Source organism: Methylobacterium sp. Leaf106, assembly GCF_001422895.1.
GTDB classification, from domain to species: Bacteria; Pseudomonadota; Alphaproteobacteria; order Rhizobiales; family Beijerinckiaceae; genus Methylobacterium; species Methylobacterium bullatum.
Map to the genome: position 1 here is coordinate 1 of NZ_LMNB01000014.1, position 21,876 is coordinate 21,876.

Below are 21,876 nucleotides of genomic sequence, written 5' to 3' on the forward strand. Positions count from 1 at the left end.
CCCGGTGACAGCGTCACCATGGACGTCACCCTCATCGTCCCCGTCGCCATGGAAGAGAAGCTCCGCTTCGCCATCCGTGAAGGCGGTCGCACCGTCGGCGCAGGCGTCGTCGCAGCCATCAACGACTGAGAGCGCGGAGGGCCGCGCCGTTTCGGCGACGCGGCTCACCCCACCTGTCATGCCCGAAGGAGCCGGCTTCGCGCCGGCTCTTTCGTTTTGAGCGGAACGCCACCGGGAAACGGGAGCCCGCCGTGAGCAAGGAAACCAGCAAGTTTCTCAGCTACGTGCTGCGGCATGCCCCGGATGCGATCGGGATCACCCTGGATCGTCAGGGGTGGGTCGACATCGACACCCTGCTCGCGGCCGCCCTCCGGTCCGGGACAGCCATCGATCGCGCCACCCTCGACGAGATCGTCGCCACGAGTGACAAGAAGCGCTTCACCCTGTCGCCGGACGGTTCGCGGATCAGGGCGGCCCAGGGGCATTCCGTCGAGATCGCCCTGGATATCGCTCCCTGCGAACCGCCGCCCATCCTGTTCCACGGCACCGCGATCCATGCGGTTCCGGCCATCCTGGCCGACGGCCTCAGACCCGGCGCGAGGAACCATGTCCATCTCTCCGCCGAGGCGGAAACCGCCCGCCGCGTCGGCCAGCGGCACGGGAAACCGGCCGTCCTCACCGTCGCCGCGCAGAACATGTGGCGGGCCGGCACGCACTTCTACCGTGCGGACAACGGTGTCTGGCTCGTCGGGCATGTGCCGCCGGCCCATCTCGGCCGTTTCGAGGAACCGTGAGGCTGCACCATCGCAATTTCCGCGGCGGCACGACTTGGGCTCTTGCGCCGGCGGAAATGATCGGGCATTGAGCGTCCCGCGTAGGAGTGTAGCTCAACTGGTCAGAGCGCCGGTCTCCAAAACCGGAGGTTGCGGGTTCGAGTCCCTCCACTCCTGCCAGTGTTTTCCTTAAGCGCAATGCCGGAACGGCCTCCCGTCGGGGGTGTCGAACCGGAGCGTGTTTCCCGCTCTCTGTCGATATGTCCGCGACGGTCGACAAGACCCGGGACTTGCGCTAGAGCGTTCGCACTCCGAGATCGGTGACTGTGTTCGGTGCGGGCTTCGACCAGAGCTTCCGCACCGGCCCGCTTTCCGGTCAGAGCCGATTTTCCCTGTTGTTGGCATCAATGGCATCGAACGAAGCAACGAAGAAGGCGGACCTGGCGCGCACCCCGCAGCGCGGCTCCGCCACGCCGACGCCGCCTCGGGCGACCCCGCCCGTGCGGCCCGCGCCCAAGCGCGTCGGCCCGGCCGAGTTCCTGTCCCAGGTGCGCGACGAGGGCCGCAAGGTCACGTGGCCGTCCCGCAGGGAGACCACCGTCACGACGATCATGGTGTTCATCATGGTCGTGGTGGCGAGCATCTTCTTCACGGTCGTTGACCAGGCCCTGCGCTACATCGTGACCCTGATCCTCGGGGTCGGCGCCTAGAACAACTGAGTCTCCCTGGGCGCGTCGTCGCGACCGGGCAGACCGACGTCAGGATTTGGTGAGAACCGTGTCGAAACGCTGGTACATCGTCCACGCCTACTCGAATTTCGAGAACAAGGTCGCCCAGTCCATCAAGGATCAGGCGGCTCAGCGCGGGCTGATGGAGCTGTTCGACGAGGTCATGGTCCCGACCGAAAAGGTCGTCGAAGTCCGCCGTGGTCGCAAGGTCGACGCCGAGCGGAAGTTCTTCCCCGGTTACGTGCTGGTGAAGTGCGATCTGACCGACGAGGTCTACCACCTCATCAAGAACACCCCCAAGGTCACCGGCTTTCTCGGCGCCGACAAGTCGAAGCCGGTGCCGATTCCCGATTCCGAAGCCGAGCGCATCAAGGGTCAGGTCGCCGAGGGCGTCGATCGTCCCAAGCCCTCGATCTCCTTCGAGATCGGCGAGACCGTCCGCGTCGCCGACGGTCCCTTCGCCTCTTTCAACGGCACCGTCGAGGAAATCGACGAGAGCCGTTCGCGCCTCAAGGTCGCCGTGTCGATCTTCGGTCGCGCCACCCCGGTGGAGCTCGAATACGCCCAGGTCGAGAAGATCTGATTTTTTCGAATTTCGAGGTCGGTCGCGACTGACCGGTCTTCAGCTTTTCCGCGCGGTGCCAAGCCGAGCGTGAAAATGGCCGTCGGGGTCACTCCCCGCACGGTGTCACACGCGGGAGGTCCGCCCGGTTTGCCGCCGGGATCCACGGACCGCACCGCGACCTGCAACCGCTCGCCCCGTCCGTGCTCCAGGCAGCCGGGCGGCGAGCCTACATTTGGGAGCAGTCCCTATGGCAAAGAAGATCACGGGCTACGTGAAGCTTCAGGTTCCGGCCGGCGCCGCGAACCCGTCGCCGCCCATCGGCCCCGCGCTCGGTCAGCGTGGCCTCAACATCATGGAATTCTGCAAGGCCTTCAACGCGAAGACCTCTCAGATCGAGAAGGGCACCCCGATCCCGGTCGTCATCACGGCGTACCAGGACCGCTCCTTCACCTTCGAGATGAAGCAGCCGCCGGTCACCTTCTTCCTCAAGAAGGCGGCAGGCCTGAAGATCGGCAAGAAGCCGGCTTCCGGCTCCAAGACCCCGGGCAAGGGCCCGACGGTGGGCAAGGTCACCGAAGCTCAGCTTCGCGAGATCGCCGAGAAGAAGATGCCCGACCTGAACTGCGACTCGGTTGACGCCGCCGTCGCCATGATCCGTGGCTCCGCGCGGGCCATGGGCCTCGACGTCGTCGCTTAAGGGGAGGGCACAATGGCACACGAAGGCAAGCGCATCCGCGCCGCCCGCGAGGGCATCGACGCGCTCAAGCTCTACACCATCGACGAGGCGATCGCCTTGGTGAAGCAGAAGGCCAGCGCCAAGTTCGACGAGACCGTCGAGGTCTCGATGAATCTCGGCGTCGATCCGCGCCACGCCGACCAGATGGTCCGTGGCGTCTGCAACCTGCCCAACGGCTCCGGCCGGACGGTGCGGGTGGCGGTGTTCGCCCGCGGCGCCAAGGCCGACGAGGCCCGGGCCGCCGGTGCCGACATCGTCGGCGCCGAGGACCTGCTCGAGATCGTCCAGAGCGGCAAGATCGAGTTCGACCGCTGCATCGCGACCCCGGACCTGATGCCCCTCGTCGGCCGTCTCGGCAAGGTGCTCGGCCCCCGCGGCCTGATGCCGAACCCGAAGGTCGGCACCGTCACCATGGACGTGAAGTCCGCGGTCGCCGGCGCCAAGGGCGGTTCGGTGGAGTTCCGCGTCGAGAAGGCAGGCATCGTCCATGCCGGCATCGGCAAGGTCTCGTTCGACGAAGCCAAGCTCGTCGAGAACATCAAGGCGTTCGCCGACGCGGTGGCCAAGGCCAAGCCCGCCGGCGCCAAGGGCACCTACATCCAGCGCGTCGCCGTGACGTCCTCGATGGGCCCGGGCGTGCGGGTCGAGCCCTCGACCGTGCTGACCGCCTGATCGGCGCTTCTCACGTAAGGATATGACAACGCCCGGCTCTCAAGGCCGGGCGTTTTCTTTTGGCGGGGCGCTTTGGTTGTCTATGGCAGCAGCGACAGGCGCCGGCCCGCCAGCAGCGTCGCGGTGAGCCCGGCGAACCTCGCCGCGCCCAAGAGCCAGCCCGATGCGGCACCCGCCATGATCCCGGACAGCAGCGTGCCGACGCTGCAGCCGAGACCGGTCATCGCGCCCCAGCCGCACGCCGCTCCGACCAGGCACCCACGCTGTAGCCGACCGCCCCCGCGGCCAGGACGGCGAGGATGCCGAGGGCCCCGCGCGGGTCACGCCGATCGATGAGGTCGCGCCACAGGCAGAAGCAGAAGAAGCGCAAGTGTTGCGGCACGAAGCCGAACAAAGCTCCGAATGTCAGGGACAGCGCGAGCCGTTTACCGCCGGGATCGCCCGACATCTGCAGGGCCGCGACCAGGAATGCAGTCCCGATCAGAGGTCCGTATGCCAGAGGACGTTCTGTGCGCGGGGCACATGCCCGCGCTCGTAGACGCCCGGCTCGACGCTGACGTCGACGATCCGGAGCTTCGGCGAGGCGAGGTTGGCCTCCAGCCATTCGGTGGAGACGAGGGGGCCGGCCTCGCTCTGTTTCGGCTCGGTGGCGTGAGCCGCCACAGGCCCGACCATCGGCAGGGCCAGGGCGGCCAGAGCCATACGTGCGGCAAGAAGGGTTCTGGAGGACACGGGCGCGCTCCGGCGAGGAAGAGTCGTCGCATCGCGGCTGAGCTTGCACATCGGCAGGTCATGCCCCGAAACTTGACCACACCCCTTCGGACTCTGCGGGCGAATGCCCGACTTTCCGCCTGGGCATTCGCGTCCGTGCTCATGCACGCCAGAACGGCTTGGAAGCCTCAGCACGCAGGGCGACGGGATCGAGATCGAGCGCCTTCATTTGTTCCGAGGTCAATTCGCGAATTGTACGCCGCCCGGCCGCCCTACTGTACCAGATCGACAGGAGAGCGATTGCTCTCGCGGGAAAGCGCTGGTTAGGGTGGCCGAGAGAGTCGAACGGCCTCGCGAGAGGTCGCACGCTAGCGGATAGATTGTCGGATATCGGCATGATCGGGTCACCTCCATCGGGTCGCCCACTCCTATTGATCCGAAATTGAATCGAATCAATCAAATCATTGTACTCGGAGCAATGCGCGCGTGGCAGACTATCGGACGATTTCGGAGGGGATCGCCGCGGACATCGCCCAGGGGCGCCTGGCGCCGGGGAGCCGGATGCCGACGCAACGGCAGTTCGCCTTCGAACGCGGGATCGCCGTCTCCACCGCGAGCCGTGTCTATGCGGAACTGTCGCGGCGCGGACTGATCACCGGAGAGGTCGGACGCGGCACCTTCATCCGCGCCTCGGCCTCCGCCGCGGCAGCATTGCCGGTCTCCGAGACCGGACTCATCAATCTCGAGCACGTCTTCTCGATCCTGCCCCATCAGGCGGCGGAGCTGAGCGCCAGCCTCGGCGCCCTGCTCGAACCGGCCAGGCTCCGAGCCGCGTTCTCGCCGGTCCGGCCGGGCGCGAAGGAGCCGGCGCGCGCCGGGGCGGCGGCCTTCTTCGCGCGGGGAGGGTGGTCGGCCGACCCCGAGACCGTCCTGTTCACCGGGGCCGGACGCCAGGGCATCGCCGCGGCGATCTCGGCCCTGGCGCAGCCCGGCGATCGGATCGGCGTCGAGGCCATGACCTATCCCATCGTCAAGGGCCTCGCGGCCCGGCTCGGCGTCGAACTGGTTCCCCTCGCGATGGATGCGGAGGGGGTGATCCCGGACGCCATCGAGCGGGCTCATCGCGAGGCCCCCCTCCGCGCCCTCTACCTCCAGCCCGTCCTGCAAAGCCCCCTCGGCCAAACCATGAGCGCGGATCGCCGGCGCGCCATAGCATCGCTCCTCGGCAGACAAGACCTCGTCTGCATCGAGGACGCCGTGTACGGGTTCCTCTGTGACGAGGAGCCCCTGGCCGCCCTGGCACCCGAGAGGGTGATCGTCGTCGACAGCCTGTCGAAGCGCCTCGCTCCGGGCCTCGGCCTCGGTTTCGTCGCCGGGCCGCCCCATCTCACGCAACGGCTCGCGGGCTCGATCCGCACGGGAGGCTGGACCGCGAGCGGACTCCCCCTGGCGGTGGCCCTTCATCTCATGAACGACGGAACGGCGAGCCGGATCGGCAAGGCGAAGCGGGCGGACGCGGCAGCGCGCCAGAGCGCGGCCCGGGAAGCGCTGAGCGGCCTCGACGTCCGGGGCGACCCGAGGGCGTTCCACCTCTGGCTATCCCTCCCTCCCCATTGGACGGCGGAACGCTATGCGGGCGCCGCGGCGCGCAATGGCGTGGCGGTGTCGCCGGCCAGCGCTTTCGCCGTCGATCCGGCAGTGCCGGAGAACGGGGTGCGCCTCGCGCTCGGCTCACCGCCCTTCGAGCGGCTCGAGACCGCACTTCAGACGCTGCGGCGCCTGGCACTCGACGAGGACGATTCCGTGGTGGAGTGAGATCCACACGGTCGGCGGACCCGAGGCGCATCTCGCGCCTGCGTCAAACGCGCGCGAAGGCTCCTCCCCGGCTACGCGGCAGGGCGAGATCCATCCCAGAAAGGGTCAAGAAATCAACACGCGAGGGTGACGCCTCCGCACCTGTCTGTGCTAGGAATGCCGCCATGCGATGCACCCTCTCCGTCACCTCCAATCGACGCATCCTGTGCGTCTTTCCCGCCTACACGCCGTCCTTCGGGACGTTCGCCCATGCCTACCCGTTAATGGGCGGGGTGAAGGCCTTCATGCCACCGCAGGGTCTCCTCCTCATCGCGGCCTATATGCCGGAGGAATGGGAATACCGGTTCATCGACGAGAACATCAAACGGGCCGGGCCGGACGATTTCGCCTGGGCCGATGCGGTGTTCGTGTCGGGCATGCACATCCAGGCCCCCCAGATTCGGGACATCTACGCCAGGGCGCATGCGGCCGGTAAGGTGACGGCGCTGGGCGGCCCTTCGGTCTCCGGATCGCCCGAGCAATATCCGGAGTTCGACTATCTCCATATCGGCGAGATCGGCGACGCCACCGACGAGCTCGTGTCGATCCTCGACCGCGACGTGTCGATCCCGGCGAGCCAGGTTCGCCTGGAAACCAAGGAGCGCCTTCCGCTCTCGGACTTTCCGGCGCCGGCCTACGAGGCCGCCCCCCTCAAGCGCTACCTCATCGGCTCCCTGCAATTCTCGTCCGGCTGCCCCTATCGCTGCGAGTTCTGCGACATCCCGCAGCTCTATGGCCGGCAGCCGCGCCTGAAGACTCCGGAGCAGATGCTCGGCGAGCTCGACGCGATCATCTCGCAGCCGGGCCATCCGGCCGTCGTGTACTTCGTCGACGACAACTTCATCGGCAACCGCAAGGCCACGAAGGACATGCTGCCCCACCTCGTGGAGTGGCAGAAGAAGAATCATTACCCGCTTCAGTTCGCCTGCGAGGCGACCCTGAACATGGCCAAGCAGCCCGACATCCTGGAGCTGATGCGCCAGGCGAACTTCATGACCGTCTTCGTCGGCATCGAAACGCCGGAAGAGGACGCGCTGGCGGGCATCGACAAAAAGCACAACGCCGCCGTGCCGATGTACGAGGCGATCGAGACGCTCAACAGCTTCGGCCTCGAAGTCACCTCGGGCATCATCCTGGGCCTCGACACCGAGACGGACGGCTCGGAGCAGAAGCTCATCGACTTCGTCGACAAGTCGGCGGTGCCGGTGCTGACGATGAACCTGCTTCAGGCCCTGCCGAAGACACCGCTCTGGGACAGGCTGACCCGCGAGGGGCGCCTCACCCACGACGCGGCGCTGGAATCCAACGTCCTGTTCAAGCGCCCGCACGACGACGTGGTGGCGAGCTGGCGCCGGGCCATCGCCCACGCCTACGAGCCGGAGAACCTGTTCGCGCGCTTCCGCTATCAGGTGGAGCGGACCTATCCGCACCGGATCAAGACGCCCACCAGGGGCAAGCTCACGCGGACGAACCTGCGGCGCGGCCTCGTACTCGGTTTCAACATCGCCCTGCGCGTGGGAATCCTGTCGGATTACCGGGGCGTGTTCTGGCGCGCGGCGGGCCATGCCCTGAAGCGCGGGCAGATCGAGGCGGTCTTCAACATGGGCTTCGTCGCCCACCACCTGATCCGCTTCACCCGCGAGGCCCTACGAGGCGAACACAACGCCTCCTTCTACGCGGCCAAGGCCGATCAGAAGCTAGAGAATGCCCGCACGCCCTGGTGGCAGGCCGCGCGTAAGTTCCTGCCGACGTAGGGACTTACCTCAGCGCCCGAAGATCCTCCTGCCGCAGAGGCGGGAGGAAATCCCGTCAACCAAAATCGTACAGGCACGGCGGATTTCTTCGCCTGGAGCACTTGGCAGGGCGCTTGCTAGGGCCTATAGACCCCGCTCAACGTTTTTCACACTTGGAAAGGATTCGACCAATCGGTCGATATCCGACATGCGAATTCGTCTGGGCGACCAGACGATAATGGCCGGAAGGCTTTGAGGGGCGAACAGCCCCTTTAAGCCTTGTCCGGCCATGTCCTGTCCGAGACTGCAGGCGCCGGGCAACCGGCTTAATTCCCCAGCCTGCACAGACGGGGAAGACCGAATTCAACACCCTCTCGGCACCGCGATTCGCGGCGCAGGCAGGTATCGGTTTGAACCATCTCGCCCGTGCCGTCCACCGTTCCGGAGGATGTCAGGGGACAGGGCCGTGAAGCGTCGTCTAGGACGTTCCGGCTTCTCGCTGAGCCGAGTTCCGTTCCGGGCGGCATGTGCAACCGGCGGCCCCTCCCCGAGAGGGACCCGCCAACCGGAGAGAGCCCCAGTGGACAGGACAGCCAAAGCTGATCTCGTCTCGACGCTCAACGGCGTGTTTGCGAACACGTCCGTCGTCGTCGTGGCCCACTACAAAGGCCTCACGGTCGCCGAGATGCAGAAGCTGCGCGCGCAGATGAAGCTGGCCGGTGCCACCGTGAAGGTCACCAAGAACCGCATCGCCAACATCGCTCTCGATGGCACGGACGTCGCCTCCATCAAGCCCCTCCTGAAGGGTCCGACCCTGCTCGCCTATTCGAGCGATCCGGTCGCGGCTGCGAAGGTTGCGGTGGATTTCGCCAAGGGTAACGACAAGCTCGTGATCCTCGGCGGCGCCATGGGAACGACCGCTCTGAACCCGGACGGTGTGAAGGCGCTCGCGTCGCTCCCGTCCCTCGACGAACTGCGCGGCAAGATCGTGGGCCTCATCCAGGCTCCCGCGACCAAGATCGCTCAGGTCGTCAACGCTCCGGCTGCCAAGCTGGCTCGCGTGTTCGGAGCCTATGCCACCAAGGACGCGGCTCAGGACGAAGCGGCCTGACGCCGCCTCGTCCTTCACAAACCATCCGTTCAAACCGATATCCAAAGGAAGAATACAATGGCTGATCTTGCCAAGCTCGTCGACGACCTGTCCTCGCTGACCGTTCTCGAAGCCGCCGACCTCGCCAAGCTCCTCGAAGAGAAGTGGGGCGTCTCCGCCGCTGCTGCCGTCGCCGTCGCCGGTCCGGCCGCTGGCCCGGCCGCCGTCGTCGAGGAGCAGACCGAGTTCACGGTTCTCCTGACCGCCGCCGGTGACAAGAAGATCGAGGTCATCAAGGAGGTCCGCGCGATCACCGGCCTCGGCCTCAAGGAAGCCAAGGACCTCGTCGAGGGCGCTCCGAAGGCTGTCAAGGAGTCCGTCAACAAGGAAGAGGCCGAGAAGCTCAAGGCCCAGCTCGAGAAGGCCGGCGCCAAGGTCGAGCTCAAGTAAGTTGCCGATGGGCCAAATCAGGCCCGTCACTTCCGGTCGGTCCCATCGGGGCCGGCCGGCACCGACGCCCGCGGGTCTCCGACCCGTGGGCTAAGGTCGCTTCAAGCGACCGGGCGGTCCTGGAACGGACCGGCGGCATTTCATTTCGGGTGGGCTTGGTCCGGCGGGACGGGTTCATCGCCTGGTCGCGGGAGGCATAAAGCCTTCCCCGGGCACCCGGTACGCGGGACGTAGGAGCGAGGTCACCCATGGCCAACACGCTGGTCGGTCGCAAGCGCATTCGCAAATTCTTCGGCAAGATCAAGGAAGTCGCCGAGATGCCGAACCTCATCGAGGTTCAGAAGGCATCCTACGACCAATTCCTGATGATGGACGAGCCGGAAGGCGGACGGGGCGACGAAGGCCTGCAGACCGTGTTCAAATCGGTCTTCCCGATCTCCGATTTCTCGGCGACCGCGCTCCTCGAATTCGTCAAGTACACGTTCGAACAGCCGAAATACGACGTCGACGAGTGTCGCCAGCGCGGCATCACCTTCGCGGCTCCCCTCAAGGTGACGCTGCGCCTCATCGTGTTCGATGTCGACCCCGATACCGGGGCGAAGTCCGTCAAGGACATCAAGGAGCAGGACGTCTACATGGGCGACATGCCCCTGATGACGGAGAACGGCACCTTCATCGTCAACGGCACCGAGCGTGTCATCGTCTCGCAGATGCACCGTTCGCCGGGCGTGTTCTTCGATCACGACAAGGGCAAGACCCATTCGTCGGGCAAGCTCCTGTTCGCCGCCCGCATCATCCCCTATCGCGGCTCCTGGCTCGACGTCGAGTTCGACGCCAAGGACATCGTGCACGTGCGTATCGACCGGAAGCGCAAGCTGCCGGCGACCTCGCTGCTGTTCGCGCTCGGCCTCGACGGTGAAGAGATCCTCTCCACCTTCTACAACCGCGTCATCTACGACCGCGACGGCGCCGAATGGCGGGTTCCGTTCGATGCCGACCGTCTCAAGGGCTTCAAGGCGTCCGTCGACCTGGTCGACGCCGATTCCGGCGAGGTCGTGCTCGAGGCCGGCAAGAAGCTCAACGCCCGCAACGCCCGCCAGATCAGCGAGCGCGGCGTTCAGTTCCTGAAGGCCACCGACGAGGATCTGATCGGCCAGTACATCGCCGAGGATCTCGTCAACCCGAAGACCGGTGAGATCTGGGCCGAGGCCGGCGACGAGATTTCCGACAAGCTCCTCAAGAGCCTGGAAGAGGTCGGCGTATCCGAGCTCCCCGTGCTCGACATCGACCACGTCAATGTCGGTCCCTACATCCGCAATACCCTCGCCGTGGACAAGAACTCGTCCCGCGAAGGCGCGCTGTTCGATATCTACCGCGTCATGCGTCCCGGCGAGCCGCCGACGCTCGACACCGCCGAGGCGATGTTCCACTCGCTGTTCTTCGATTCCGAGCGCTACGATCTCTCGGCGGTCGGCCGCGTGAAGATGAACATGCGTCTCGACCTCGACGCCGAGGACACCGTACGCACCCTGCGCCGCGAGGACATGCTCGCGGTCGTCAAGGCGCTGGTGGATCTGCGCGACGGCAAGGGCGAGATCGACGACATCGATCACCTCGGCAACCGCCGTGTGCGTTCGGTGGGCGAGCTCATGGAGAACCAGTACCGCCTGGGTCTCCTGCGCATGGAGCGCGCTATCAAGGAGCGCATGTCCTCGGTCGATATCGACACGGTCATGCCGCAGGACCTCATCAACGCGAAGCCCGCCGCGGCCGCGGTGCGTGAGTTCTTCGGCTCGTCGCAGCTGTCACAGTTCATGGATCAGACCAATCCGCTCTCGGAAGTGACGCATAAGCGTCGCCTCTCGGCGCTTGGCCCGGGCGGTCTCACCCGTGAGCGCGCCGGCTTCGAGGTGCGCGACGTGCACCCGACCCATTACGGCCGCATCTGCCCGATCGAGACGCCGGAAGGCCCGAACATCGGTCTCATCAACTCGCTCGCCACCTTCGCGCGGGTGAACAAATACGGCTTCATCGAGACCCCCTTCCGTCGCGTGAAGGACGGCGTGGTGACGAAGGAGGTCTCCTACCTCTCGGCGATGGAAGAGGCGAAGTACTACGTCGCCCAGGCCAACGCCCAGATGGACGAGAGCTTCAAGCTGACGGAAGACCTCGTGGTCTGCCGTCGGGCCGGCGACGTCATCGTCGTGCCGCCGGACCGCGTCGATCTCATGGACGTGTCGCCCAAGCAGCTCGTCTCGGTGGCCGCGGCGCTCATCCCGTTCCTCGAGAACGACGACGCGAACCGCGCCCTGATGGGTTCGAACATGCAGCGCCAGGCGGTGCCTCTGGTCCGCGCCGACGCGCCGTTCGTTGGTACCGGCATGGAAGCCGTGGTCGCCCGCGATTCGGGTGCCGCCATCGCGGCGCGCCGCTCCGGCATCGTCGACCAGGTGGACGCGACCCGTATCGTCATCCGCGCCACGGAAGAGGCCGATGCCAACAAGCCCGGCGTCGACATCTACCGCCTGCAGAAGTTCCAGCGCTCCAACCAGTCGACCTGCATCACGCAGAAGCCGCTGGTCCGCGTGGGCGAGCAGGTGAAGAAGGGCGAGATCATCGCCGATGGTCCGTCGACGGAGTTCGGCGAGCTGGCGCTCGGCCGGAACGTGCTCGTCGCGTTCATGCCGTGGAACGGCTACAACTTCGAGGACTCGATCCTGCTCTCCGAGCGGATCGTGAAGGATGACGTGTTCACCTCGATCCATATCGAGGAGTTCGAGGTGATGGCCCGAGACACCAAGCTCGGTCCGGAGGAAATCACCCGCGACATCCCCAACGTCTCGGAAGAGGCGCTGAAGAACCTCGACGAGGCCGGCATCGTCTATATCGGCGCCGAGGTCCACGCGGGCGACATCCTGTGCGGGAAGATCACCCCGAAGGGCGAGAGCCCGATGACGCCGGAAGAAAAGCTTCTGCGCGCCATCTTCGGTGAGAAGGCCTCGGACGTCCGCGACACCTCGCTCCGGGTTCCCCCGGGCGTCACCGGCACCATCGTCGAAGTCCGGGTGTTCAACCGCCACGGCGTCGACAAGGACGAGCGCGCCCAGGCCATCGAGCGCGAGGAGATCGAGCGTCTCGCCAAGGATCGTGACGACGAGCAGGCGATCCTCGACCGCAACACCTATGCCCGCCTTGCCGGCGTCCTGATCGGCCAGTCGCCGATCGCCGGTCCGAAGGGCTTCAAGAAGGAGACCACGCTCAGCCGTGAGCTCCTGAACGAGTACCCGCGCTCGCAATGGTGGCAGTTCGCCGTCGTCGAAGACCGTCTCATGACCGAGATGGAAGCGATGCAGAAGCAGTACGACGAGTCGAAGAAGCGCCTCGAGCAGCGCTTCCTCGACAAGGTCGAGAAGCTGCAGCGCGGCGACGAGTTGCCCCCCGGCGTCATGAAGATGGTCAAGGTCTTCGTCGCGGTGAAGCGCAAGATCCAGCCGGGCGACAAGATGGCCGGCCGTCACGGCAACAAGGGTGTCGTGTCGCGGATCGTGCCGATCGAGGACATGCCGTTCCTCGAAGACGGGACGCATGCCGACATCGTGCTCAACCCGCTCGGCGTGCCGTCGCGCATGAACGTCGGTCAGATCCTGGAGACCCATCTGGGCTGGGCTGCGGCAGGTCTCGGCCGCAAGGTCGGGCTCGCCGTGGACGCCTATCTCCGCAGCAACGACATCGCGCCCCTCAAGGCGGAGATGGAGGCGATCTACTCGCCGTCGGAGCTGGAGGGCCTCTCGGACGACGACATGGCGGAGGCGGCCAACAACGTCCGCCGCGGCGTGCCGATGGCCACTCCGGTGTTCAACGGCGCCAAGGAAGCCGACATCGAGACGATGCTGGAGTTGGCCGGGCTCGACCGTTCGGCGCAGTCGACGCTCTACGACGGGCGCACGGGCGAGCCTTTCGACCGCAAGGTGACGATGGGCTACATCTACATGCTGAAGCTCCACCACCTCGTGGACGACAAGATCCACGCACGGTCGATCGGTCCGTACTCCCTCGTCACCCAGCAGCCGCTGGGCGGAAAGGCGCAGTTCGGCGGCCAGCGCTTCGGCGAGATGGAGGTCTGGGCACTGGAAGCCTACGGCGCGGCCTACACGCTGCAGGAGATGCTCACGGTGAAGTCGGACGACGTCGCCGGCCGCACCAAGGTCTACGAGGCCATCGTCCGCGGCGACGACACGTTCGAGGCCGGCATCCCCGAGTCCTTCAACGTGCTCGTCAAGGAAATGCGCTCGCTCGGCCTCAACGTGGAGCTCACCTCCTCGAAGAAGCTCGCGAACGACCAGCTCGACCCGCCCGCCGAGGCGGCCGAGTAAGACCACACCATACGCTCCCGCGCCGGCACCTCGCCGGCGCGGTCCGAGCGGGGAGGGGAAGCGCCTTCCGGGACGACGGCCAGCGGCGACCCGACCGGTCACTGCGCCGACCTCACGTTTTCAGCACGCGGTAGCCCCTCGGCGGAGGGTGCGCCCCGTCAGCAGGAGTTGATCCATGAACCAAGAGGTCATGAATCTTTTCAACCAGCAGGCTCAGCCCCAGAGCTTCGACCAGATCAAGATTTCGATCTCGAGCCCCGAGAAGATTCTCTCGTGGTCCTTCGGCGAGATCAAGAAGCCTGAGACGATCAACTACCGCACGTTCAAGCCCGAGCGCGACGGCCTGTTCTGCGCGCGCATCTTTGGCCCGATCAAGGATTACGAGTGCTTATGCGGCAAGTACAAGCGCATGAAGTACAAGGGCGTCATCTGTGAGAAGTGCGGCGTCGAGGTCACCTTGGCCCGCGTCCGGCGCGACCGCATGGGGCATATCGAGCTCGCCGCGCCCGTCGCCCATATCTGGTTCCTGAAGTCGCTGCCGAGCCGCATCGGCCTGCTGCTCGACATGGCGCTCAAGGACCTCGAGCGCATCCTCTACTTCGAATCCTACTGCGTCATCGAGCCGGGCCTCACCCCCCTCAAGGAGCGTCAGCTCCTCTCCGAGGAAGAGTACCTGCGCGCCCAGGAGGAGTACGGCGAGGACAGCTTCACCGCCATGATCGGCGCCGAGGCCATCCGGCGCATTCTGCAGGAGCTCGACCTCGACGGGATCGCGAACTCGCTCCGCGAGGAGATCGCCACAACGACCTCCGAGTTGAAGCCCAAGAAGCTCCTCAAGCGCCTGAAGATCATCGAGGCCTTCCAGATGTCGGGCAACAAGCCCGAATGGATGATCCTCACCGTGGTTCCGGTGATCCCGCCGGACCTTCGCCCGCTCGTCCCCCTGGACGGCGGCCGCTTCGCCACGTCCGATCTGAACGACCTCTACCGCCGCGTCATCAACCGCAACAACCGCCTGAAGCGGCTGATCGAACTGCGCGCACCCGACATCATCATCCGCAACGAGAAGCGCATGCTTCAGGAGGCGGTGGACGCGCTGTTCGACAACGGCCGCCGCGGCCGCGTCATCACGGGTGCCAACAAGCGTCCGCTGAAGTCGCTCGCCGACATGCTCAAGGGCAAGCAGGGCCGCTTCCGCCAGAACCTGCTCGGCAAGCGCGTCGACTATTCCGGCCGCTCGGTGATCGTGGTGGGCCCGGAGCTGAAGCTGCATCAGTGCGGCCTGCCGAAAAAGATGGCCTTGGAGCTGTTCAAGCCCTTCATCTACGCACGCCTCGACGCCAAGGGTTTCTCCGCCACCGTCAAGCAGGCCAAGAAGCTCGTCGAGAAGGAGAAGCCCGAAGTCTGGGATATCCTCGACGAGGTGATCCGCGAGCACCCGGTGATGCTCAACCGCGCGCCGACGCTCCACCGCCTCGGCATCCAAGCGTTCGAGCCGAAGCTGATCGAAGGTAAGGCGATCCAGCTTCACCCGCTCGTCTGCGCGGCCTTCAACGCCGACTTCGACGGCGACCAGATGGCCGTCCACGTCCCGCTCTCGCTGGAAGCCCAGCTCGAAGCGCGCGTGCTGATGATGTCGACGAACAACATCCTGCACCCGGCCAACGGTCAGCCGATCATCGTGCCGTCGCAGGATATCGTGCTCGGCCTGTACTACCTGTCGATCGTCGCCGAGGGCGCCATCGGCGCCTTCGATCCGACCAACAAGAAGAACCCGATGCAGGGTGTCTTCGGCACCATCGGCGAGCTCGAGCACGCCCTCGCGGCCAACACCGTGAAGCTGCACTCGAAGATCCGCTGGCGGTGGAACGGCATCGGCCCCGATGGCGAGCCGCTGACCCAGACCTACGACACGACACCCGGCCGCGTGATCCTGTCCACGGCCCTGCCGTTGCACAAGAAGGTCCCCTACGACGTCGTCAACAAGCTGATGACGAAGAAGGAGATCTCCGCGATGATCGACACCGTCTACCGCCACTGCGGTCAGAAGGAGTCGGTGATCTTCTGTGACCGCATCATGGCGCTGGGCTTCAACCACGCGTTCAAGGCCGGCATCTCGTTCGGCAAGGACGACATGGTGGTGCCGGACAACAAGTGGCCGATCGTGGACGACACCCGCGCGCTGGTGAAGGACTACGAGCAGCAGTACAACGACGGCCTGATCACGCAGGGTGAGAAGTACAACAAGGTGGTGGATGCCTGGGCCAAGTGCTCGGACAAGCTCGCCGCCGAGATGATGCTGCGCATCTCCACCGTGCAGAAGGACGAGAACGGCGCCGACAAGCAGATCAACTCGATCTACATGATGAGCCATTCCGGTGCCCGTGGTTCGCCGGCGCAGATGAAGCAGCTCGCCGCGATGCGCGGACTCATGGCCAAGCCCTCGGGCGAGATCATCGAGACCCCGATCATCTCGAACTTCAAGGAAGGCCTGGACGTTCTCGAGTACTTCAACTCGACGCACGGAGCCCGTAAGGGCCTCGCCGACACCGCCTTGAAGACCGCGAATTCCGGCTACCTGACCCGACGTCTCGTCGACGTGGCACAGGACGCCGTCATCCGTGAGGTCGATTGCGGCACCACCAACGGCATCAAGATGCGCGCCATCGTCGATGCGGGCCAGGTCGTGGCTCCGCTGTCGATCCGCATCCTCGGCCGCGCCACGGCCGAAGATCTCGTGGCTCAGGACGGTACGGTCATCGTCAAGACCAACGAGACGATCGAGGAGAAGCACCTGCCCGCCATCCAGGCAGCCGGCATCCAGGAGGTGAAGATCCGCTCGGTGCTCGTCTGCGCCACCAAGAGCGGCGTCTGCGCCACCTGCTACGGGCGCGATCTCGCCCGTGGAACGCCCGTCAACATGGGCGAGGCGGTCGGCGTCATCGCGGCGCAGTCCATCGGCGAGCCGGGCACCCAGCTCACCATGCGTACCTTCCACATCGGCGGCGCGGCGCAGATCGCGGATTCGTCCTTCATCGAGTCGAGCTTCGAAGGCACGATCAAGATCCGCAACCGGGCGCTCGCGCGCAACACCGACGGCGATCTCATCGCCACCGGTCGTAACGTGGCGGTGGTCATCGTCGGCACCGATGGAGCGGAACGTGCGGTCCACCGCCTGCAATACGGCGCACGCCTGCGGGTGGACGAAGGCGACACCGTCAAGCGCGGCCAGCGCATCGCCGAGTGGGACCCCTATACCCGTCCGATCATCACCGAGACCGACGGTATCGTGGCCTACGAGGATCTGATCGACGGTCAGTCGATCACCGAGACCACCGACGAGTCGACCGGCATCGCCAAGCGCGTCGTCATCGACTGGCGTGGTACGGCCCGCACGGCCGACCTCAAGCCGGCCATGCTGGTCCTCGACCAGGACGGCAAGCCGATGAAGCTGCCGCGCGGCTCGGACGCCCGCTACTTCCTCCCGGTGGACGCCATCATCGGCTACGACCCGGGCGGCACGGTGAAGGCGGGCGACATCCTCGCCCGTGTCTCCACCGATTCGGCCAAGACCCGCGACATCACCGGCGGTCTGCCGCGGGTGGCGGAGCTGTTCGAGGCCCGTCGTCCGAAGGACGCGGCGATCATCGCGGAGAAGTCGGGCACGATCCAATTCGGGCGCGACTACAAGAACAAGCGTCGCCTGACGCTGACGCCGCATGACGGTTCGGATGCGGTCGAGTACCTCATCCCGAAGGGCAAGCACATCCACCTCCAGGACGGCGACGTCGTGGAGCTCGGCGACTACATCGTCGACGGCAACCCGGCGCCGCACGACATCCTGGCGATCAAGGGCGTGGAGGAGCTCGCTGCTTACCTCGTCAACGAGATCCAAGAAGTCTACCGGCTCCAGGGCGTGTCCATCAACGACAAGCACATCGAGGTGATCGTCCGTCAGATGCTGCAGAAGGTGGAAATCACTGATGGCGGCGATTCGGAGATCCTGACGGGCGACCAGATCGACCGGACGGAGCTTGCGGACATCAACGAGAAGCTGCTCGCCGAGAACAAGAAGCCCGTCGTGGGCGTGCCGGTGCTGCTGGGCATCACCAAGGCGTCCCTGCAGACGAAGTCGTTCATCTCGGCGGCCTCGTTCCAGGAAACCACCCGCGTCCTCACCGAGGCGGCCGTCAACGGCAAGGTCGACCATCTCGAGGGCTTGAAGGAGAACGTCATCGTCGGCTCGCTCATTCCGGCGGGCACTGGGTCGATGGCAGCCGACATCCGCGCCGTGGCGCGGCGTCGCGACGCCATGATCCTGCAGCAGAAGGCAGCGGAGAGTGGCGCCCAGCCCCTCAGCGAATTGCCGCCTGCCGCCGAGTGATCTTCGACGACAGCGTTCGGAAGGAACAAAGGGGCGGCCAGCGATGGCCGCCCTTTTTCGTTGCGCTAATCCATCTTGCCGATGCCAGGACGAAGTAAATTTCCCGGCGGAAAGCCCTCGGGAATCGCCATCGCGGCCGCCTTCCGGCCGGTGCTCATGACCTTGATCCGATGCGGCGAACCTGCCATCCATCGCTTGTACTGGGCGCCCGACTCCGCAGCGGGCCAATAATCGGGCGTTAACCGCCGGTCAGACCAAACTTTATCGTGCTTCGGGATTGACGTTCCGCCATCCCCCGCATAGAAGCACGCCACTCCGGCACAACAGCAGGACATAGCGAGTCGCGACCCTCGGGCCGAAAGACAATCGCTAATCCGGTTCCGGCACTCACATCGACTGACGTACTTGTCAGATCAGTAGGTACGAGCGCGCTGCAAGGCGTGATCCTCTGCCGAACACGCGCCACGGGTCCTCACCGATCCATGGCGCATATTCGTTTTGCGGATCTTCTTATCGAGATCCGCGACAGCTCGGAGACGGGCTGCCTCGTGAAGCCGAACATGGGATCGCGTCTCAGCGGTCCGAATGAAGAGGGCAGAGTATGCCGACGATCAACCAGCTGATCGCGCAGCCGCGTAAGGCGCAGAAGAGCCGCAACAAGGTGCCGGCGCTCGACGCCTGCCCGCAGAAGCGTGGCGTTTGCACCCGCGTCTACACGACGACGCCGAAGAAGCCGAACTCGGCTCTCCGTAAGGTCGCCAAGGTCCGTCTGACCAACGGTTTCGAAGTCATCGGGTACATCCCCGGTGAAGGTCACAACCTTCAAGAGCACTCCGTGGTCATGATCCGCGGCGGCCGCGTGAAGGATCTTCCCGGTGTTCGCTACCACATCCTGCGCGGCGTGCTCGACACGCAGGGCGTCAAGGGTCGTAAGCAGCGCCGCTCCAAGTACGGCGCCAAGCGCCCGAAGTAAGAATTTCGCTCATCCCGTAAGGATGTCGCCGACCTCCATGAGGTTCAGGTGGCCTGCGCGGGGTGGTTTCAAGACCTTGATTTATAGACGGAGCGAGCGATGTCCCGCCGCCATTCTGCTGAAAAGCGTGAGATCATCCCGGACGCCAAGTACGGCGACATCGTGCTCACCAAGTTCATGAATTCCATCATGTACGAGGGCAAGAAGTCGATCGCCGAAGGTATCGTCTACGGCGCGTTCGACATCGTCGAGAACCGTGCCCGTGCCAACCCGATCGAGGTGTTCCGCGCCGCTCTCGAGAACGTCGCTCCGGCGATCGAAGTGCGGTCCCGTCGCGTCGGCGGCGCGACCTACCAGGTCCCCGTCGAGGTTCGCACCGAGCGTCGTCAGGCTCTTGCGATCCGCTGGCTCATCCAGGCCGCCCGTGGCCGCAACGACCGCACCATGGTCGAGCGCCTCTCGGCCGAACTCCTCGATGCCGCGAACAACCGTGGCAACGCGGTCAAGAAGCGGGAAGACACGCACCGGATGGCGGAAGCCAACCGCGCCTTCTCGCACTACCGCTGGTAAGCGGCCCCGGACCCTTTCAGGAGCAATCCGATGCCCCGCACGCATGCGATCGAGGACTACCGTAATTTCGGCATCATGGCTCACATTGATGCTGGAAAAACCACGACCACTGAGCGGATCCTCTACTACACCGGCAAGTCCCATAAGATCGGCGAAGTCCATGACGGCGCCGCGACGATGGATTGGATGACGCAGGAGCAGGAGCGTGGCATCACGATCACCTCCGCCGCGACCACCTGCTTCTGGCGCGACAAGCGCCTGAACATCATCGACACGCCCGGCCACGTGGACTTCACCATCGAAGTGGAGCGCTCGCTGCGCGTCCTCGACGGCGCCGTCTGCGTGCTCGACGGCAACCAGGGCGTCGAGCCCCAGACCGAGACCGTCTGGCGTCAGGCCGACAAGTACGACGTTCCGCGCGTCGTGTTCGTCAACAAGATGGACAAGATCGGCGCCGACTTCTTCAAATGCGTCGCCGACATCATCGACCGCGTCGCCGGCAAGCCCGTCTGCCTGCAGTTGCCGATCGGCGCCGAGACGACCTTCAAGGGCGTCATCGACCTGATCAAGATGAAGGCCATCGTCTGGACGTCCGAGAAGCTCGGCGCCGATTTCTCGGAGACCGAGATCCCGGCCGACCTGGCCGATCAGGCTGCCGAATACCGGATCAAGCTCGTCGAAGCCTGCGTCGAGATGGATGACGATGCCATGTCGGCCTATCTCGACGGTGTCGAGCCGGATGCCGAGACGATGCATCGCCTCGTGCGCACGGCCGTCCAGCGTCGCGCCTTCCATCCCGTGCTCTGCGGTTCGGCGTTCAAGAACAAGGGCGTTCAGCCCCTGCTCGACGCCGTCGTCGACTACCTGCCGTCTCCCGCCGATCGCGGCGAGATCAAGGGCCTCGACTTCAAGACCGAGGAAGAGACCGTTCGTCATCCGTCCGACAGCGATCCCTTCTCGATGCTGGCGTTCAAGATCATGGACGACCCGCATGTCGGCACGATCACGTTCTGCCGTGTCTACTCGGGCAAGGTCGAATCCGGCGCCAACGTCATCAACTCGTCGCGCGATAAGAAAGAGCGTGTCGGCCGCATGCTTCTCATGCATGCCAACAACCGCGAAGACGTGAAGGAAGCCTTCACCGGCGACATCGTGGCTCTGGCTGGTCTCAAGGAAACTCGTACCGGCGATACGCTGTGCGATCCGAAGGACGCCGTCATCCTCGAGAAGATGGAGTTCCCGGAGCCCGTCATCGAGATCGCGGTCGAGCCGAAGTCCAAGGCCGATCAGGAGAAGCTCGGCATCGCTCTCGCCAAGCTCGCTGCCGAGGATCCGTCCTTCCGCGTCTCCACCGACCAGGAATCGGGCCAGACCATCCTTCGCGGGATGGGCGAACTCCACCTCGACATCAAGGTCGACATCCTGCGCCGCACCTACATGGTCGACGCGAATATCGGCCAGCCGCAGGTGGCGTATCGCGAGAAGCTCACGAAGCGCACCGAGATCGACTACACCCACAAGAAGCAGACCGGTGGTACCGGTCAGTTTGCTCGGGTGAAGTTCGTGGTCGAGCCGAACGAGCCGGGCAAGGGCTTCGAGTTCTCGTCGAAGATCATCGGCGGCACGGTGCCCAAGGAATACATCCCGGGCGTCGAGAAGGGCCTCAACTCGGTGCTCGGCGCCGGTATCCTCGCCGGCTTCCCGGTGGTGGACATCAAGGTCGAGCTGATCGACGGCGCCTACCACGATGTCGACTCGTCGGCCCTGGCCTTCGAAATCGCTTCCCGTGCGGCGCTCCGTGAAGCCCTCCAGAAGGGCGGATCGGTCCTGCTCGAGCCGGTCATGAAGGTCGAGGTTGTTTCGCCGGAAGAGTATACCGGTTCGGTGATCGGCGATCTGAACTCCCGCCGTGGCCAGATCCAGGGCCAGGACATGCGCGGCAATGCGAACGTCATCAACGCGATGGTGCCGCTCGCCAACATGTTCGGCTACGTGAACCAGCTGCGCTCCTTCTCCCAGGGCCGCGCGAACTTCACGATGCAATTCGACCATTACGAAGAGGTGCCGCGCGGCGAGGCCGAGAAGGTCGTCGCGAAGTACGCTTAAGGCTTCCCGCCTTTTCCGGACCGCAGCAGCATCACCTGAAACACTGAGATTACGGAGGCTACGATGGCCAAAGAGAAGTTTGCCCGCACCAAGCCGCACTGCAACATCGGCACGATCGGTCACGTCGACCACGGCAAGACGTCGCTGACGGCGGCGAT

Annotated in this window: 18 protein-coding genes, 1 tRNA gene and 1 pseudogene; 17 read left to right on the forward strand and 3 right to left on the reverse strand. The window is 65.2% G+C overall.

Annotated features, from left to right (window positions below; all coding sequences use genetic code 11):
* The 7 genes and pseudogenes from tuf to rplA all read left to right on the forward strand — a co-directional run.
* A pseudogene (tuf, locus tag ASF34_RS22250) lies at positions 1-129 on the forward strand (elongation factor Tu); the annotation flags it as partial.
* 122 nt (positions 130-251) lie between these two features.
* Complete coding sequence (locus ASF34_RS11430; RefSeq protein WP_056161199.1) at positions 252-794, forward strand: RNA 2'-phosphotransferase; 543 nt, start codon at positions 252-254, stop codon at positions 792-794.
* Positions 795-876: 82 nt separating this feature from the next.
* Positions 877-953, forward strand: a tRNA-Trp gene (locus ASF34_RS11435).
* A 227-nt stretch (positions 954-1,180) separates the two neighbouring features.
* Complete coding sequence (gene secE / locus ASF34_RS11440) at positions 1,181-1,483, forward strand: preprotein translocase subunit SecE (RefSeq protein WP_018044247.1); 303 nt, start codon at positions 1,181-1,183, stop codon at positions 1,481-1,483.
* A 67-nt stretch (positions 1,484-1,550) separates the two neighbouring features.
* Positions 1,551-2,084 (forward strand): transcription termination/antitermination protein NusG, encoded by a 534-nt coding sequence (gene nusG, locus ASF34_RS11445; protein ID WP_018044246.1) that lies wholly within the window; start codon positions 1,551-1,553, stop codon positions 2,082-2,084.
* Between the two features lie 229 nt (positions 2,085-2,313).
* Positions 2,314-2,763: a 50S ribosomal protein L11 gene (gene rplK, locus ASF34_RS11450; protein ID WP_018044245.1), complete on the forward strand. Its 450-nt coding sequence runs from the start codon at positions 2,314-2,316 to the stop codon at positions 2,761-2,763.
* Positions 2,764-2,775: 12 nt separating this feature from the next.
* Entirely contained in the window at positions 2,776-3,474 is a 699-nt protein-coding gene (gene rplA, locus ASF34_RS11455) for a 50S ribosomal protein L1 (protein WP_018044244.1), read from the forward strand.
* A gap of 80 nt (positions 3,475-3,554) precedes the next feature.
* Here the strand turns inward: rplA and ASF34_RS22760 are convergent, their stop codons facing one another.
* Genes ASF34_RS22760 through ASF34_RS11465 form a run of 3 tightly spaced genes read right to left on the reverse strand, consistent with a single transcriptional unit; the run spans position 3,555 to position 4,206 of the window.
* Positions 3,555-3,698, reverse strand: a complete 144-nt coding sequence (locus ASF34_RS22760; protein ID WP_018044243.1) for a hypothetical protein — start codon at positions 3,696-3,698, stop codon at positions 3,555-3,557.
* Entirely contained in the window at positions 3,695-3,922 is a 228-nt protein-coding gene (locus tag ASF34_RS11460; protein WP_056161200.1) for a hypothetical protein, read from the reverse strand. The genes ASF34_RS22760 and ASF34_RS11460 overlap by 4 nt, the downstream gene beginning before the upstream one ends.
* 32 nt (positions 3,923-3,954) lie before the next feature.
* A complete protein-coding gene (locus ASF34_RS11465; protein WP_244478971.1) occupies positions 3,955-4,206 on the reverse strand; it encodes a rhodanese-like domain-containing protein in 252 nt (83 codons plus the stop codon).
* 465 nt (positions 4,207-4,671) lie between these two features.
* On the opposite strand from ASF34_RS11465, the gene ASF34_RS11470 reads away from it, so the two are divergent.
* The 10 genes from ASF34_RS11470 to ASF34_RS22765 form a co-directional block, all read left to right on the forward strand.
* Positions 4,672-6,000, forward strand: coding sequence for an aminotransferase-like domain-containing protein (locus ASF34_RS11470; RefSeq protein WP_056161202.1), 1,329 nt, complete (start codon positions 4,672-4,674; stop codon positions 5,998-6,000).
* Between the two features lie 164 nt (positions 6,001-6,164).
* The gene (locus tag ASF34_RS11475) at positions 6,165-7,793 is read left to right on the forward strand and encodes a B12-binding domain-containing radical SAM protein (protein WP_018044240.1); all 1,629 of its coding nucleotides are present in this window, start codon (positions 6,165-6,167) and stop codon (positions 7,791-7,793) included.
* Positions 7,794-8,352: 559 nt separating this feature from the next.
* On the forward strand, positions 8,353-8,883 hold the full coding sequence (rplJ, locus tag ASF34_RS11480; protein WP_018044239.1) for a 50S ribosomal protein L10: 531 nt from the start codon (positions 8,353-8,355) through the stop codon (positions 8,881-8,883).
* A 57-nt stretch (positions 8,884-8,940) separates the two neighbouring features.
* Positions 8,941-9,312: a 50S ribosomal protein L7/L12 gene (gene rplL, locus ASF34_RS11485; RefSeq protein WP_018044238.1), complete on the forward strand. Its 372-nt coding sequence runs from the start codon at positions 8,941-8,943 to the stop codon at positions 9,310-9,312.
* Between the two features lie 248 nt (positions 9,313-9,560).
* Positions 9,561-13,685 carry a DNA-directed RNA polymerase subunit beta gene (gene rpoB, locus ASF34_RS11490; protein ID WP_018044237.1) on the forward strand — a complete coding sequence of 1,375 codons (4,125 nt, stop codon included), beginning with the start codon at positions 9,561-9,563 and terminating at the stop codon, positions 13,683-13,685.
* A 175-nt stretch (positions 13,686-13,860) separates the two neighbouring features.
* Complete coding sequence (gene rpoC / locus ASF34_RS11495) at positions 13,861-18,069, forward strand: DNA-directed RNA polymerase subunit beta' (protein WP_018044236.1); 4,209 nt, start codon at positions 13,861-13,863, stop codon at positions 18,067-18,069.
* A gap of 601 nt (positions 18,070-18,670) precedes the next feature.
* On the forward strand, positions 18,671-19,042 hold the full coding sequence (gene rpsL, locus ASF34_RS11500; protein ID WP_018044234.1) for a 30S ribosomal protein S12: 372 nt from the start codon (positions 18,671-18,673) through the stop codon (positions 19,040-19,042).
* Positions 19,043-19,141: 99 nt separating this feature from the next.
* Positions 19,142-19,612, forward strand: coding sequence for a 30S ribosomal protein S7 (rpsG, locus tag ASF34_RS11505; protein WP_018044233.1), 471 nt, complete (start codon positions 19,142-19,144; stop codon positions 19,610-19,612).
* Between the two features lie 30 nt (positions 19,613-19,642).
* Positions 19,643-21,718 carry an elongation factor G gene (fusA, locus tag ASF34_RS11510; protein WP_018044232.1) on the forward strand — a complete coding sequence of 692 codons (2,076 nt, stop codon included), beginning with the start codon at positions 19,643-19,645 and terminating at the stop codon, positions 21,716-21,718.
* Positions 21,719-21,781: 63 nt separating this feature from the next.
* Positions 21,782-21,876, forward strand: a 95-nt coding sequence (locus ASF34_RS22765; RefSeq protein WP_139221393.1) for a GTP-binding protein, incomplete at its 3' end; no start/stop codon positions are given.